15 protein-coding genes are annotated in these 13,729 nt (G+C 66.0%); 6 read left to right on the forward strand and 9 right to left on the reverse strand.

The genetic code is table 11. From position 1 onward, the window contains the following. Positions 1-82: 82 nt before the first annotated feature. Positions 83-1,831, reverse strand: a complete 1,749-nt coding sequence (locus tag IV501_RS05710; protein WP_200555496.1) for a DEAD/DEAH box helicase — start codon at positions 1,829-1,831, stop codon at positions 83-85. A 60-nt stretch (positions 1,832-1,891) separates the two neighbouring features. Further along, positions 1,892-2,047, reverse strand: a complete 156-nt coding sequence (locus tag IV501_RS05715; protein ID WP_200555497.1) for a hypothetical protein — start codon at positions 2,045-2,047, stop codon at positions 1,892-1,894. Between the two features lie 289 nt (positions 2,048-2,336). Here IV501_RS05715 and IV501_RS05720 point away from each other — a divergent pair, with 289 nt between their 5' ends. After that, positions 2,337-4,019: an MOSC and FAD-binding oxidoreductase domain-containing protein gene (locus tag IV501_RS05720; protein WP_200555498.1), complete on the forward strand. Its 1,683-nt coding sequence runs from the start codon at positions 2,337-2,339 to the stop codon at positions 4,017-4,019. Further along, positions 4,016-5,515, forward strand: a complete 1,500-nt coding sequence (locus tag IV501_RS05725; RefSeq protein WP_200555499.1) for an MFS transporter — start codon at positions 4,016-4,018, stop codon at positions 5,513-5,515. The genes IV501_RS05720 and IV501_RS05725 overlap by 4 nt, the downstream gene beginning before the upstream one ends. Positions 5,516-5,544: 29 nt before the next feature. Here IV501_RS05725 and IV501_RS05730 read toward each other — a convergent pair whose 3' ends face one another. Genes IV501_RS05730 through IV501_RS05745 form a run of 4 tightly spaced genes read right to left on the reverse strand, consistent with a single transcriptional unit; the run spans position 5,545 to position 7,776 of the window. Further along, positions 5,545-6,360: an endonuclease/exonuclease/phosphatase family protein gene (locus tag IV501_RS05730; RefSeq protein WP_200555500.1), complete on the reverse strand. Its 816-nt coding sequence runs from the start codon at positions 6,358-6,360 to the stop codon at positions 5,545-5,547. A gap of 48 nt (positions 6,361-6,408) precedes the next feature. Next, positions 6,409-6,669, reverse strand: coding sequence for a hypothetical protein (locus tag IV501_RS05735; RefSeq protein ID WP_200555501.1), 261 nt, complete (start codon positions 6,667-6,669; stop codon positions 6,409-6,411). A gap of 31 nt (positions 6,670-6,700) precedes the next feature. Next, on the reverse strand, positions 6,701-7,114 hold the full coding sequence (locus IV501_RS05740; RefSeq protein WP_200555502.1) for a PRC-barrel domain-containing protein: 414 nt from the start codon (positions 7,112-7,114) through the stop codon (positions 6,701-6,703). Continuing rightward, complete coding sequence (locus tag IV501_RS05745; RefSeq protein ID WP_234698338.1) at positions 7,114-7,776, reverse strand: hypothetical protein; 663 nt, start codon at positions 7,774-7,776, stop codon at positions 7,114-7,116. The genes IV501_RS05740 and IV501_RS05745 overlap by 1 nt, the downstream gene beginning before the upstream one ends. 186 nt (positions 7,777-7,962) lie before the next feature. Here IV501_RS05745 and IV501_RS05750 point away from each other — a divergent pair, with 186 nt between their 5' ends. Further along, on the forward strand, positions 7,963-8,943 hold the full coding sequence (locus IV501_RS05750; protein ID WP_200555503.1) for a nuclease-related domain-containing protein: 981 nt from the start codon (positions 7,963-7,965) through the stop codon (positions 8,941-8,943). Here the strand turns inward: IV501_RS05750 and IV501_RS05755 are convergent. Then, positions 8,940-10,421, reverse strand: a complete 1,482-nt coding sequence (locus IV501_RS05755; RefSeq protein WP_200555504.1) for a deoxyguanosinetriphosphate triphosphohydrolase family protein — start codon at positions 10,419-10,421, stop codon at positions 8,940-8,942. The genes IV501_RS05750 and IV501_RS05755 overlap by 4 nt on opposite strands. Before the next feature lie 216 nt (positions 10,422-10,637). Here IV501_RS05755 and IV501_RS05760 point away from each other — a divergent pair, with 216 nt between their 5' ends. Both IV501_RS05760 and IV501_RS05765 read left to right on the forward strand, forming a co-directional pair. Then, entirely contained in the window at positions 10,638-10,949 is a 312-nt protein-coding gene (locus IV501_RS05760) for an alpha/beta fold hydrolase (RefSeq protein WP_200555505.1), read from the forward strand. An 83-nt stretch (positions 10,950-11,032) separates the two neighbouring features. Further along, positions 11,033-11,365, forward strand: coding sequence for a TM2 domain-containing protein (locus tag IV501_RS05765; RefSeq protein ID WP_200555506.1), 333 nt, complete (start codon positions 11,033-11,035; stop codon positions 11,363-11,365). A gap of 69 nt (positions 11,366-11,434) precedes the next feature. On the opposite strand, the gene IV501_RS05770 is transcribed toward IV501_RS05765, so the two are convergent. Further along, positions 11,435-11,986 (reverse strand): dihydrofolate reductase family protein, encoded by a 552-nt coding sequence (locus IV501_RS05770; protein WP_200555507.1) that lies wholly within the window; start codon positions 11,984-11,986, stop codon positions 11,435-11,437. A gap of 756 nt (positions 11,987-12,742) precedes the next feature. Between IV501_RS05770 and IV501_RS05775 the strand changes: the two genes are divergently transcribed. After that, on the forward strand, positions 12,743-12,979 hold the full coding sequence (locus IV501_RS05775; protein ID WP_200555508.1) for a hypothetical protein: 237 nt from the start codon (positions 12,743-12,745) through the stop codon (positions 12,977-12,979). Between the two features lie 42 nt (positions 12,980-13,021). Here IV501_RS05775 and IV501_RS05780 read toward each other — a convergent pair whose 3' ends face one another. Then, positions 13,022-13,702, reverse strand: coding sequence for a hypothetical protein (locus IV501_RS05780; protein WP_200555509.1), 681 nt, complete (start codon positions 13,700-13,702; stop codon positions 13,022-13,024). Positions 13,703-13,729 lie beyond the last annotated feature (27 nt).

Genomic DNA, 13,729 nt, shown 5'->3' on the forward strand with positions numbered 1-13,729 from the left:
GATACGCGTCCTCGCGCGGGCGCTCGGGCGCTACTCAACCGGCGGAGTAGCGCCCTTCGACAAAAGCTCAGGGACCGTGCGGCTAGCGGCGCTCGCGCTTTTGGTAGGGAGCGCCCGCGTCACGCTTCGGGCGGCCGCCGCGGTCGGGCTTGATTTCGATCAGCTTGCCGCTGATGCGCGTCGCGGCGAGCTTGTCGAAGGTGTCGCGCGGCAGGTCGGCGGGCAGCTCGACGATGGAGAAGTCGGGACGGATGTCGATGTGCCCGAAGTCTTCGCGGCTCAGACCGCCCTCGTTCGCGAGCGCGCCGACGATCTGTCGTGGCTCGACCCGGTGACGCTTGCCGACCTCGATGCGGTACGCCGTGAGCTGCTTGTTCGGGTCACGCGGGCGGCGCTCGCGCTCGGGGCGCTCCGGGCGGTCGTCACGGAAGCGCCCGGCGCCACGCTCCTCGCGCTCGCGAGCCTGACGCGCGAAACGGGGGTCGTCGGGCGACAGCAGCAGCGGGGTGTCGCCCTGCGCGACGATGGCGAGGGCTGCGGAGACATCCGTTTCCAGCACATCGTGGTGCGCCACGTAGTGGGCGATGATGTCGCGGAACTCGTTGAGACGCGCCTCGTCGGCAAGCGCCGCGGTGATCGCGTCGTCGAAGCGGGTGAGGCGCGTGACGTTGACGTCATCGACGCTCGGCAGACGCATCTCGACCATCGGCTGGCGCGTGGCCCGCTCGATCTGGTCGAGCAGGCGACGCTCGCGCGGGGTGACGAAGCTGATGGCGGCACCGCTGCGTCCGGCGCGACCGGTGCGGCCGATGCGGTGCACGTACGACTCCGTGTCGATCGGGATGTCGTAGTTGATCACGTGGGAGATGCGGTCGACGTCGAGACCGCGGGCCGCGACATCCGTTGCCACCAGGATGTCGAGCTTGCCGTTCTTCAACTGCTCGACCGTGCGCTCGCGCTGGGCCTGCGGCACGTCGCCGCTGATGGCGGTGGCCGAATATCCGCGGGCGCGCAGCTTCTCGGCGAGAGTCTCGGTCTCGCTTTTGGTGCGGACGAAGACGATCATGCCCTCGAAGTTCTCCACCTCGAGAATGCGGGTGAGCGCATCGATCTTCTGCGGGTACGAGACCATGAGGTAGCGCTGCGTGGTGTTGACCGAGGTCGTGGTCTTCGCCTTGATCGTTATCTCTTCGGGATCGTGCAGGTACTTGCTCGAGATGCGGCGGATCTGCGCCGGCATCGTGGCGGAGAACAGCGCGATCTGCTTGTCGTCGGGGGTGTCGGCGAGAATCGTCTCGACATCCTCGGCGAAGCCCATCTTCAGCATCTCGTCGGCCTCATCGAGCACCAGGTACTTGAGCTGCGAGAGGTCGAGGGTGCCCTTTTCGAGGTGGTCCATGATGCGACCGGGCGTGCCGACGACGACATGCACGCCGCGACGCAGAGCGGATAACTGGGTGCCGTAACCCTGGCCGCCATAGACCGGCAGCACGTGCACGCCCTTGAGGTGCGAGGAGTAGCTCTCGAACGCCTCGCAGACCTGCAGCGCGAGCTCGCGGGTCGGGGCGAGTACGAGTGCCTGCGGGGTCTTCTGCGACAGGTCGAGTCGATCGAGGATCGGCAGCGCGAAGGCCGCGGTCTTGCCGGTGCCGGTCTGCGCAACGCCGAGCACATCGCGGCCCTCGAGCAGCAGCGGGATCGTCGCGGCCTGGATGGCGGACGGGCTTTCGTAGCCGACATCCTTGAGTGCTTTGAGAACCGGAGCCCCGAGTCCGAGATCGGCAAAGGTGGTGGTGGGAGCTTCTGGCTCGGATGTTTCGGGGGAAGTCATGGCTTAACGGTAGTCGCGTCGGCTGAAGGAAATCGCCGCCTCCGGGGAGGAGGGAGCGTGTTATCCGTCGTTCTCCTCATAGTCCGGCTCTTCGGCGAAATCATCATCGGCATCGTCGGGCGGTGAGGGAAGGGGCGCCGAGGGGTGCAGCTCCTCCTCGGTGTCATCCGGATTCAGGCCCTGGACGTCGAAATCGTCTGAGTCGCGCTTGGTCATGGCATCTCGTCTCTCTCGTCTCGCCTTTCCATCATGCCGCTCGGCGTGCCGAGGGGATAGCTGCAATGAGACGGGTTGACATCCTGCGCCTCGACCGTGGTGCTTCTCGGGGCAACGGGGGATACTTTAAGGCCACCGGTTGGCTGATTGCCGCATCACGACGCGGGTAGGCGACCGCCATTTGCAGGGATGGCTGATGACCGAAGAACGCGGCGTCGAGACTACCGTCGGCACACTGCTGTCGTTGAACGTGGGGCTGCCGAAAGACGTCTCGTGGCACGGTAAGACGGTGCACACCGGCGTCTACAAGTACCCGGTCGATGGTGCACGGCTCGTTCGACGCCTCAACGTCGACGGCGATGGGCAAGGCGATCTGGCTGGCCACGGCGGGGAGAACCGTGCGGTGATGGTCTACCAGCAGGAGTCCTATGACTACTGGACCGAGAACCTGAAGCGCGATGACCTGACGCCAGGCACGTTTGGTGAAAACTTCACCATCAGTGGCCTCCCTGACAGCGAAGTGTGCATCGGTGACCGGTACCGCATCGGCGATGCCACGTTCGAGGTAACCCAACCCCGAGTGACGTGTTACCGGGTGGGAATACGCCTGGGCGTTGCAGAGATGGCGTCCCTGCTCGTCGGCCACCATCGACCAGGATTCTATTTCCGGGTGATCGAAGAAGGCGAGGTTCAGGCGGGCGACTCGATCGTCAAGGTCGAATCGGGGCGTCATCGCCTCAAGGTGGCCGACATCGATGCCCTTCTGTATCTCTCAAACCGCTCGCACGACATGCTGAAACTCGCCGTCGACGTGCCGGCCTTGAGCCCGGGCTGGCAACAGTCGTTCAAGGAGATTCTGGCGGCCGCGGACGCGGGCAACACCATCGACGCCAATCTGGTGATCGGCAGCGAGCCCGCCTGGCCAGGTTTTCGTCCGTTTACCGTGGTCAAAACCGAGCGAGCAACACCCTCCGTCTTGTCGGTGTACCTGGCCGACAAGTCGGGGGCGGCGCTGCCGGCGGCGAGGCCGGGCCAGTACTTGACCTTAAGACTGACGGTGAATGGCGTGGCGGCCGTGCGAAGTTATTCGATCTCCGCCCCACCGAACGAGTCGTACTACCGAATCAGCGTCAAGCGCGAAGACCATGGAACGGTCAGCCGGTATATCCACGACCAACTGACCGTGGGCACCGTCGTCGATGTCGCCGCCCCTCGGGGGGAATTCGTGCTCGATTCGACGGACGAACCGGTGGTTCTGATCTCGGCCGGGATCGGGATATCTCCGGTGCTGGCGATGCTTGCGTCGATTGCATCCACGCAGCGGGATCGGCAGGTGTGGTGGTTGCACGTATCGAGAACCGAAACCGACTATGCGCTCGCCTGCGAGGTAGAGACACTGCTCGAGCAGCTTCCCAACGCTCGGTCGTTCGTGTGGCTGACGAGAGCCGAAGCGCCACGAGATCAGCCGGTGGCCGGGACGACGTTCGGGCGACTCGATTCTGAGGGGTTGCGGGGTCTGGGTTTTTCCGCGGCGTCGAGCGCTTATGTCTGCGGGCCGACGGCCTTCAATGACATGGTGACATCGTCGCTGATCGACATCGGCATTGCTCCCGCAAACGTGCACTCGGAGATCTTCTCGGCGTTGAGCTCGATGAATCCAGGGGTTGTGCAACGGGCGGCCGTCACCCCGCACGCGCCGGCAGGTGCGCCCGGCACGGGCCCGGCGGTCACGTTCGCACGAAGCGGGCTCACCGTGAACTGGTCGGACCAATACCAGTCGCTGCTGGAGCTTGCCGAGGCCTGCGACGTCTCGACGAGGTGGTCGTGCCGCACGGGGGTCTGTCACACCTGCATCACCGGGTTGCTCAGCGGCGACGTCGAGTATTCGACCGAACCGCTCGAGCGTCCCGAGCCATCGAACGTGTTGATCTGTGTGTCCCAGCCCACGGACGAGACCGTGCTCGACGCATGAGCGCCCCAGACAGCGCTGAGACTCAGCGGCCGCTGGTTGCGCTGCGAAGCGCGGCGGGGGCCTGGCTCATTGTCGCTACGGTTCTGTCGTCGATCGTCGGTTTTCTCGATGCGAACGTGATCAACGTCGCTGTGCCTGCCATCAAGCGCGACCTCGGCGGGGGCGCCACCGAGCTGCAGTTCGTCGTCACGGGCTACCTGCTCACTGTGGCTTCGCTACTGCTTCTTTCTGGATCGCTCTCCGATCGATTCGGCCGGCGACGAGTGCTCCAGGTCGGATTGCTGGTTATGCTGCTGGCTTCCGTCTTGTGCTGCGTCGCACCCACGCTCGGGTGGCTGATCGCCGCGCGCGTCGTGCAAGGCGCCGGCGGAGCTCTCGTCGTGCCCAGCAGTCTCGCCATGCTCAACGGCACGTTACGCATGGGCGACCGTGCGCGCGGCATCGGTATCTGGGCGGGCCTGGCGACCCTGGGCACCACCGTCGGGCCGTTCGCCGGCGGGTGGCTGGTAGACAACGCGTCGTGGCGTTGGGTGTTCTTGCTCAACATCCCAATCATCGTGCTTGCGCTGATAGTGCTGCGCTTGGTGCCAGAAGTCGTGAAGAAAGTGAAGACGGCGCACGCTGACCTCCCGGGCGCGCTCCTGGCCGTCGTCGGTCTCGGCGGTACCACCTACGCACTCACGGCAGGCCCGTCGGCGGGCTGGCTGCAGCCGCTGGTGGTGCTGGCGGGAGTGGTGGGTGTCGCCGCGCTCGTCGGGCTGGTGCTCGTCGAGCGCAAGAGTCCTTCGCCGATGATGCGCCTGTCGCTGTTTTCTTCCCGCCAGTTCTCGGCGATCAACATCACGACCGTGCTGCTCTATGGCGGGATGGCCGCGGCCGGCTACTTGCTCGTGCTCCGATGCGAACTGCAGCTGGGCTACACCGCGGCGCAGGCGGGTGCCGTGCTCATCCCGGAATCTGCGGTGTTCCTGCTTCTCTCGCCCCTCAGCGGCGTGCTCGTGACGCGCATCGGCCCACGCTGGCTCATGGTCGCGGGAATCACGGCGGTGGCCCTGGCCTTTGTTCTGCTCTCCGGTGCGAGCCCGGGCCAGAGTTACGTGCAGGCGATCCTGCCCGGCGCGTTGGCCTGGGGGCTCGGTGCCGGGCTCTTGGTGACCCCACTCACGGCCTCGGTTCTCGCCGCAGTGAGAGACGCCGATCTCGGAGAAGCGTCCGCCATCAATGACGGCGCATCCCGCGTCGGTGCCCTGCTCGTGACGGCCTTGGTGCCGGTGCTGATCGGATCGACCGGTGGGATGGAGCTTGCGCTGGCTGTCGACCGGGGATACTCGTCGGCGATGATCGTGATGGCCGTGCTCGCGGCCGCGTCAGCTGTGGTCACGGGCATCTTCGTGTCAAACGCTCGCGGCGCTGCCCTTCAGATGACCCCTGGACCACGGGTGAACTCGTGTGCGATCCCGCTCGTCGATCGACCCGTGGGCACAAAGCAACCCTGATCGAGCATCGCCAGTCCTCGACCGTCTAGTCAGCGCGCCACCCGAATGACCGCCTGCACGGCGGCGTGGTCTGACGCCCAGCCCCTGTCGAAGCGGGTCGTGTTGATGCCGACCTTCTCGATGCTCACGCCGGGGGTCGTCAGAATCCAGTCGATGCGCTTGTGGTCGTGCTTCGGCGGGTGGTAATCGAGAAACGTGCCCCAGACCTCCGTGACGCGGCGGTCCGCGGCATCCCAGGTGTCGACCAGCCGGCCATCGCCCAACAGGGCGGTGTGGACTTCGGAGTTTGCATCCGTGTTGAAATCCCCGGTGATGATGGTCGGCAGGCCGGAGACGAGCGCGACATCCCGCAACCGATCGGCGCTGCGCAGGCGCGAGGTGCGGGAGCGGTTGTCGAAGTGTGTGTTGATGAAGTGGAAGCGCGTCTCGGTGGCGACGTCGGCGAAGGTCGCGTCGACGATCACGCGGGGCGTGCGGTTGCCCCAGGTCGAGGAGCCCTGCGCGTCGGGGGTGTCGGAGAGCATGGTCTGCGTGAAGTCGATCAGACGTACGCGCTCGCGGTCGTAGAAGATCGGGCAGCCCTCACCGCGCCCGTTCTTTTCGCGCCCGTGACCGATCGACCGGTACTGCTCGCCCAGGGCGTGGCGCACGAAGGTGGCCTGCTCGGGAAGGGCCTCCTGAACGCCGAGGATGCTGGGGCGCTCTTCCTCGAGCAGCTGCTTCAGTAGCGGTTGCCGGTGCGGCCAGCGGTCGGCGAGCACCGGGTTGAGGTTCGTCATGCGGCGACGGATGTTGTAGCTCATCACGTGCAGTTCGGGCGGAGGAGTGGGCCCCATGAGTGGCATGGGGTCAGCCTATGCGGCATGCCGCTCGGGGTGCGGGATGTGCCGCGCCTAACCTGCCTCGGGGTCGGCGACATGGGGCCATAGCTCGTGTTGCACCATGTGGGCGAGCTCTCTCAACAGGTCGACGTCGAGCTCGTCGGTGCCTGCCAGATCCCGCTGGTGGTCTTTGTCGAGCACCGTGATCACCGCGGACTCCGCGCTGAACGCCTGGTTCGCCAGCAACAGGATGTGTTGCAGCCGCCCCCTCGTTGCCGGCTCCAGCGGTGCCAACTCGTCGACCGCTCGCTGCCGGTCCCCGAGAGGTGTCATGATTCCCCCGAACCCGTTCGGGCCTGAGCCCTCAGGCCGTCGGCGTGCGCGGGTCTGTATCCCTCGAATCGGTCTGCAGGTGCAGATCGATGTCGCGCGTGCGAGAGACCTCGCCTTCAACCGGCACCAGGCCGGTGATCCCGCGATAGTAGGCGTAAAGACTTGTCTGCTCCTCCTGGCCAATCGAGCCGGACGCGTCGACGCTCGGCGCATCTTTCACGATCTCTTTGGAGAACGGGATGCGGATGTCGCCGCCGATCTCGTCTGCGCGCTCAAGCGGGATGAAATACTCCGACCGTCCGAGCAGCCCCATCTTTACGGTTGCCCAGTTCGGCTGACCCGAGCCAGGGTCGACGTAGATCTGCCCGACGGTGCCGATCTTCTCGCCGTCGGCGTCGACCACGGCAACGCCGATGAGGCTCGCGACATTCTGTGCGTTGATCATCAGCGGCCCAGCCCGACGCGGTCGATCTTGCGGTGGTAGCGCATGCCAGCGAGGCCGCCCAGCAGCGCAGCGAGCAGGCTGGCGACCGCGACCGCGATGGCGGTGATGATGCCGCCCACCGTGACCGAGCCCTCGTCAAGCGGAATGCGCGGAAAGCTGTTGAGATTCGCCAGCACATTGAACCGGCTGCCGGCGATCGCGACGATGATGGCCACCACAACAGCGATGACTACGGCCCACAGCCACACCGCGAGGCCCTGTTTGGCGCCACTGAAGCGCGCCATGCGTCCAGCGACGTAGCCGCCAGCGAGGTAGGCGATGAAGATGACGACGACGAGGGCGATGGCGCCGACGACCCCGACGGTTTCTGCGTTGTCGGCCGCGGCATCCGCTGCCTTGCCGGTCGAGCCGCTATTGGTGCCAAGCCCCACCGCTGCGCCCGCGGCGCTGACCAGCGCGGTCAGTAACACCGCGGTGCCGGTGGCGGTGAGCCAGCCGAAGAACGCCGAGCCGAACTTGAACCCACCGAACTCTTCCTTCTCGCGCTCGAAGACGTCGTGGCGGAGGGTGTGCGTGCCGTCCACCGCGACGGCGGCGTCGGTGGACGTGGTGTCGTAGACGGGGGCGCCGGGTTCGCGGCGCGGAGTGACGGGATCGGTCATGGAGGAGTCCTTTGTGAGGCCGGAAACACATGCGGTTACCCGCACGGTACCGACGTTTGGCCTCGTGCAGCACCCGCTTGCACTCTCGCGGGATGCGGGTAGCTGCCGGTGGCACTGCTTCGGCCCGCCCCGAATTGGGGATTTTTCCTCGACTCCGACGCGGCTAGCGTCTCTGCGGGGGTAACGGTGAGCGAAATCGTGAAGTCAGAACAGGCTGACATTGGTGGGAAGTCCGTGGTGCAAGCGCGAACTGACTTCGCGGGAATCCACGCCCTCCTCTCCCGCCGGCCAGGGTATGCCGTCGCCGAGAAGTGTCTGGAGGTGCAGATCGCCGCCGAACTCGCAGAATCGTCGCTGCGCGCCAACGGTCGACGGATACTTCACGACAGCGCCTGGTCTTGGTACATGGGTGCGATCGGGGAAATCGAGGTCGGCAGGATTCTGAGCTCGCTCGGTCCTGAGTGGATGGTGCGTCACGCGGTTCCCATCGGCGCGGGCACGAAGGATGTCGACCACCTCCTGATCGGCCCTGGTGGAGTCTTTGCGCTAAACACCAAACATCACCGCGACGCGAGAATCTGGATTGGCGATCACGTCATGCGGGTCAATAACGCCGATAAACATCACATGCGAGACGCACAGCGAGACGCGACGGACGTGGCAAATCGGCTTCGCGCGAAAATAGGCTTCCCGGTAACGGTGTCCGCGGCGGTTGTGCTCATCGGACACCGTTCGATTAGCGACGCTCGTCGAGGGGTAGCGCACCCGGCCGAGGTTGTCGCTGCTGTTGACCTGCTCCGCTGGCTGAATTCACGCCCGCGGCAGATGGACGACACACAGCTCGCGCTGATCCGATTGGCAGCTGAAGAACCCGACACCTGGCATGTCGATCCGAACGCCGCAAACACTCTGCGCGTCATGCAGCGGTTCGAGCGGTTGCGGGCGGAGATCGGCGATACGCCGGCGCGGGGAATGACCGCTGCGAACCCTCACGGGGCACCGACGAATCATCGACGCCCGCCATCCTCGAGGCCGGCACCAGCGCGCCAAGCGAAGCCCGAGCCGACTCGCGGCGGCAAAATACTTCGTTTGCTCGTGATCGGCGCGCTCGCCATATGGGGTGCGTCGAATGTGGGGTCGGCCATCGCCCGATTGCTCTATGGCTAGATGCTGCCCCAGTTCAGCACCGGATGCCCGGTTATCGTGCGCGCCATGGTCTGCGCCTGGGCGTCGGTGAGGGATGCCACGTAGTCGCAGACGCCGCGGCCCCGCGACATCCGTTCGAGGTCTGCACGGCTTGTTTGTCCCTCAAGCAGTTCGGGCTGGTCGGCGAGGGTGCGTCGGTAGCCCAGGCTGGCAAGTTCGATGAGGTCGAGCAGGCGGGCGGGTACGCGCGGGCCGTCGTCGCGGCGCTGCAGCCAGAGATCGAGGGCTTCGACGATGGTGCCGAGCACGAACTCCTGGCCCGAGCGGTAGATGCCGAGCTCCGGGCGCCGCAACACGAACTGGCGGTGCACGAACTTGAGGATCGCGATCTCGTGCCAGGCCTGCGGTGCGAGGCGGATGTAGCCGGAACGGGCCGGGGGATCATCCGTCACTACGACCGAGGCCTGCAGGTGCGCGAGCCAGGTCGAGACGAAAGACGAGAGGTTGCGCTGGGCCGCCAGCGAACCGTCGAACGGCACCGTGAGCACGCCCTCGACCAGGTCGTCGCGCACGCTGCGCACCGCCTGCTCGAAGCGATCGTCGTCGGCGATCCACGGGTCGCTGCGGTGCATCTTCAGCCGCAGCGCCTCCAGCGCGGCTCCCGGGCCGCCGTCCGCACCGCGCGCGTCGAGCCAGCCTCGGAACTCGCGCTCCACCTCGGCGTAGCTCAGCACGCCGACGCGGTAGAAGTCGTCGAGGTCGTGCAGGGCGTAGGTGATGTCGTCGGCGAGATCCATCACCGAGCACTCGAGCGTCTGCCGCCACTGGCCGATCGCCGGATAGGACTCCCGTACCAGTTGGAGCTCGGGCAGATTGAGCACGTATGCCGACATCTTCGCCGGCCCGTAGCCATCGGATGCCGGGCGCGCCCCGAGCGGGAAGTCGCTCGTCGGGTGCACAACACGACGGCTCCACGGGTACTTGAGCACGGACGCCCGGACAGCCGCGGTGAGATTGAGGCCCGTGGTGGCGGCGTCGCAGACATCCAGTTCCACCAGGGTGCGGAAGGTCTGCGCGTTGCCCTCGAAGCCCTCGCTGAGGCCGAAATGGTCTTTCGCCAGTCGGTCGAGAGCGTGCTCGCCGCTGTGCCCGAACGGCGGATGCCCGATGTCGTGCGCCCACCCGCCGGCTTGGGCGACCAAGGGGTCGCATCCCCCCAGGGCGGCGATTGTGGGCGCGAACTCCTCGCGGGTGCCGAGGTCGGCGGCGATGGTCCAGGCGACGGACGCGACCTTCATGGAGTGGGTCATCCGGTTGTGCACCATCTGGGTGGAATCGCTCTGGGACAGCACCTGGGTCACCGCCGACAGCCGCGAGAAATACGGCGAGATGGCGATGCGCTCGAGGTCGGTGCGGTACGCGGCATCGGCGCTCTCTTTGCTGGTGCCGGTCGGGCGGTCCTCGTGGGTGCGCCGCGCGAGGCGGGGATCGAGCGTCATCCCCGTATTCTGCCCCGTCGGTGCGCAATGCTCTGTTACTGCTGACTTCCGAGGCATTGCTGATGACTTCTTCGTCACTTCCTCGTCACTTCCTCGTCACTTCCTTGTCACTTTCTCGTCACTTCCGAAATGCAGGAAATTCCTCGCGTGGTGCGGCGTTTCGCCGACGACGCGCCGCGCTCGAGCTCGAAAGGCCTTCATTTCGGAAGTGGGCGGATGGCGGAAGGGGGGGGCGGATGTCGTGGGCCGGGGCTGACCGAGACCATCGGGTCATCAGTGCGGATGTACCGGGTAAACGCCGCGATCCCGCCGTCGCAATTGTCCCGTCGCGTCGAGGTGCCGTCGGGTTTCTCGATCTTCCCGGGCGACCTGGTGCGGCCGCCGACGGAGCGGCTTTCGCGAAGCACCAACCTGGTCTTCCATTCGGAGCCGGCAGCGGGCGGGCACTTCGCGCCGATCGAGCAGCCCGAGGTGTACGCGCAGGAGTTGCGGGACTTCTTCCTGCCGTTTCGGTCGAGCCACCCCTGATCGGGGGATCCCTGCATTGGGGGATTCGAGAGGAACTCACAAGCCGCTACGGTCGACTCATTGCCCGCCACCCTAGGAGATCCATGAGCGACATCACTATTCCCGAGCCCACCGCCGTTGCGCCCGAGCCGACTGCCGTGCCCACCGCAACACCGCAGGGACCGGCCGTCACCAACGTCTACGTGCAGCAGGCGTCGGCACCGGCGCTACCGCCGCGATCGGTCGGTGCCGCGTACGCCTTCCTGCTTCTGCTCGGCGTCCTTGGAGCGCACAAGTTCTACCTCGGCAAGGGCGGCATGGGAGTGCTGTACATCTTCACTGTCGGGATCTTCGGCATTGGCATCCTGATCGATCTCTTCACGCTGCCGTCACAGGTGCGCGCAACCAACGCGCGTCGCGCGGTGGGCATCGCGTAACTTCTCTCACCGCACGATACGAAACCCCCGTGGTCCGATGAGGACGACGGGGGTTGTGCGTTTCGACGCTCAGGCGACGCGGTAGCGCAGATAGACCACGTCGCTCGCGTCAAACCGACGTTCCTCGAGGAGCTGCAGCGACATCCGGAGTCCGTCGGGGAGAAACCGGGTTCCGCCACCCACGACGACCGGGCAGACGAACTGCAGGATCTCGTCGACCAGCCCCGCGCGCAATGCTTCAGCCGCGATGCCTGGGCCGCCGATCACCAGATCGTGTTCGGAGCGGTCTTTGAGGCGCGCAACTTCGGTTGCATCGAAGTCGCGGCGAAGATCGGTGCGGGCGGTGTCGACGCGATCAAGGGTGCGGGAAAAGACCAGCTTGTCGGCTGCGTGCCACTGCTCTGCGAAATCCCGCATTTCGGGTGCGTCATTGTCGATGGTCTCCCACGCAGTCATCACGTCGTAGGTGCGGCGGCCGAACAGCCAGGTGCGGCTGGAGCGCTGCAGGTCGTTGATGAATCCGTGTACCTCGGCGTCCGGTGCCGCCCACCGGAAGTCGCCGTCACGGTCGGCGATGTACCCGTCGAGGGAGCTGATGCTCGAATAGATCAGTCTGGCCACGGTGCCTCCGTCTTGTACCGGTTCCTGTTTACTCCGGTTTCCCTCTTTCAGGACCACGGATAATCGTGGGCCGCTGCCACACCTCGGCACCGACGGGCTGGCATGACGAGCAGCGCACTCCACTCCGGGACCCTTTCTCGCCGAACTGTGGTAGCTCAGCGCCTCCGAGGGTGACCGGTTGTGTGAGGTCGGCGAAGCAAACCGACAGGCAACCGGGTTAGATGGGTCCGCTCTGCCGGCCCGATACCCGGCACTCGGTGAGGCACTCACCACCGGCGCTGTCAGTGTCGACGCCGCCGCGGTCATTTTGCACGAGCTCGAACAAGCAGCCCCGTTCTGCGGTGAAGTGCTCGACGTGGGTCGGTCACGGCGGTTATTCAGCAGCGCCCAACGTCAGGCGTTGGCAGAGTGATATTGCGGATGTGCGTTCCCGGCGTGCGGGCACCCACCGGGCTACACCGATGCGCATCACGTGCACTGGCGGTCGAACGGTGGGCCGACTGACCTGGCCAATGGGATTCCGTTGTGTTCGTTCCATCACCACCGTGTGCACGACGACGGATGGGAGATCGTGATGCGCGATGAGGTTCCGTATTTCATTCCACCACCCTGGATCGACCCCGACCAGATTCCTCGACGAGGAGGGAGGGTGATGCTGGTCAGCTGACTGTGCGACATCGCGTGATCGAGCCACCCCGCACTGGGGTAGTGCGATGCCCTTCGCTCGCGCCTAGCGTTGTGCGCGGGGGTACGGCAATGGCAAGTAGAACGGCGCGGCAGCAACCCGCCTCCGCGGCGGGATTCCGCAATGTCGCCTCGCGAGCAACGGATGTCGACGGCCTTCGCCTGACGAGCCGCGAACCCGAACGTCGCTACGAAACACACCGGGGCCGAGGCGTCGTCACGATCCTTGTCGTGCTGATCGGCATGCCGGCTGCGGTGATCGCCGCCCTCATCGGGTTCACGTCGATCGTGGGGACCCTGGCGCAGTAGGCAGCGCCCGAGGGACAAGGCCGCGTATCGAGGCCCGGCCAGCTAATCCTTCAGCTGCTGGTGCGAGTTGGCGAAGGAGATCGAGTTCGCGGTGACCCCGACCAGCCCGAGACTCACGCGCAGCAACTCCGGCGGCAGCTCGTTTCCGGGCGGCGGTGTGGCTGCGCCGAAGTTCAGCGCCGTGCCATCGCCGAGCGTTGCCGTCGCCGAATCTAGGTAGACCTGCACGTTGCCGTTCAGCTCCATGCGGTCAGACGTGCTCACCAGCGACGGGCCGGTCGACTTGCGCACGTCGAGCACGAAGTCGGTGACGACCACGTCGTCGGCACTCACCTTGAGGGCAGTGGCTCGGGAGCCGTCGGCGAGTGGGACGGTGACCACGGCGATTCCGTGAAGTCCAGAGATCGTGATGGACGATCCGCCGAGAGTCGCCGCGGGCAACGTGAACGTCGGGGCCGAGTCATCCGCAACCGGCGTCGGCGGTGGCGTCTCGCCCGGCGTCCCCGGCACCGCCGGAACCGCGGGCTGCCCCGGAGTGACACCGAGCAGCGGGATCGGAACGGCGATACCGGGAGCCTTCGGCGGACTGCTGGGGGTGCTCGACGAGGTTGGGGTCGGCGACGGGCTAGTACTCGGCGCCGCACAGGGCATGATGATCGGCAGACACAGCGCGGCAGGCTCGGCACGCGCCGCACCAATGCCGCTCAGGGCGAGCACCAGCACAGCGGCGACCGCCGCCGTGGTTCGGGA

The sequence above is a fragment of the Lacisediminihabitans changchengi genome, from assembly GCF_016634425.1.
Lineage (GTDB): Bacteria > Actinomycetota > Actinomycetes > Actinomycetales > Microbacteriaceae > Lacisediminihabitans > Lacisediminihabitans changchengi.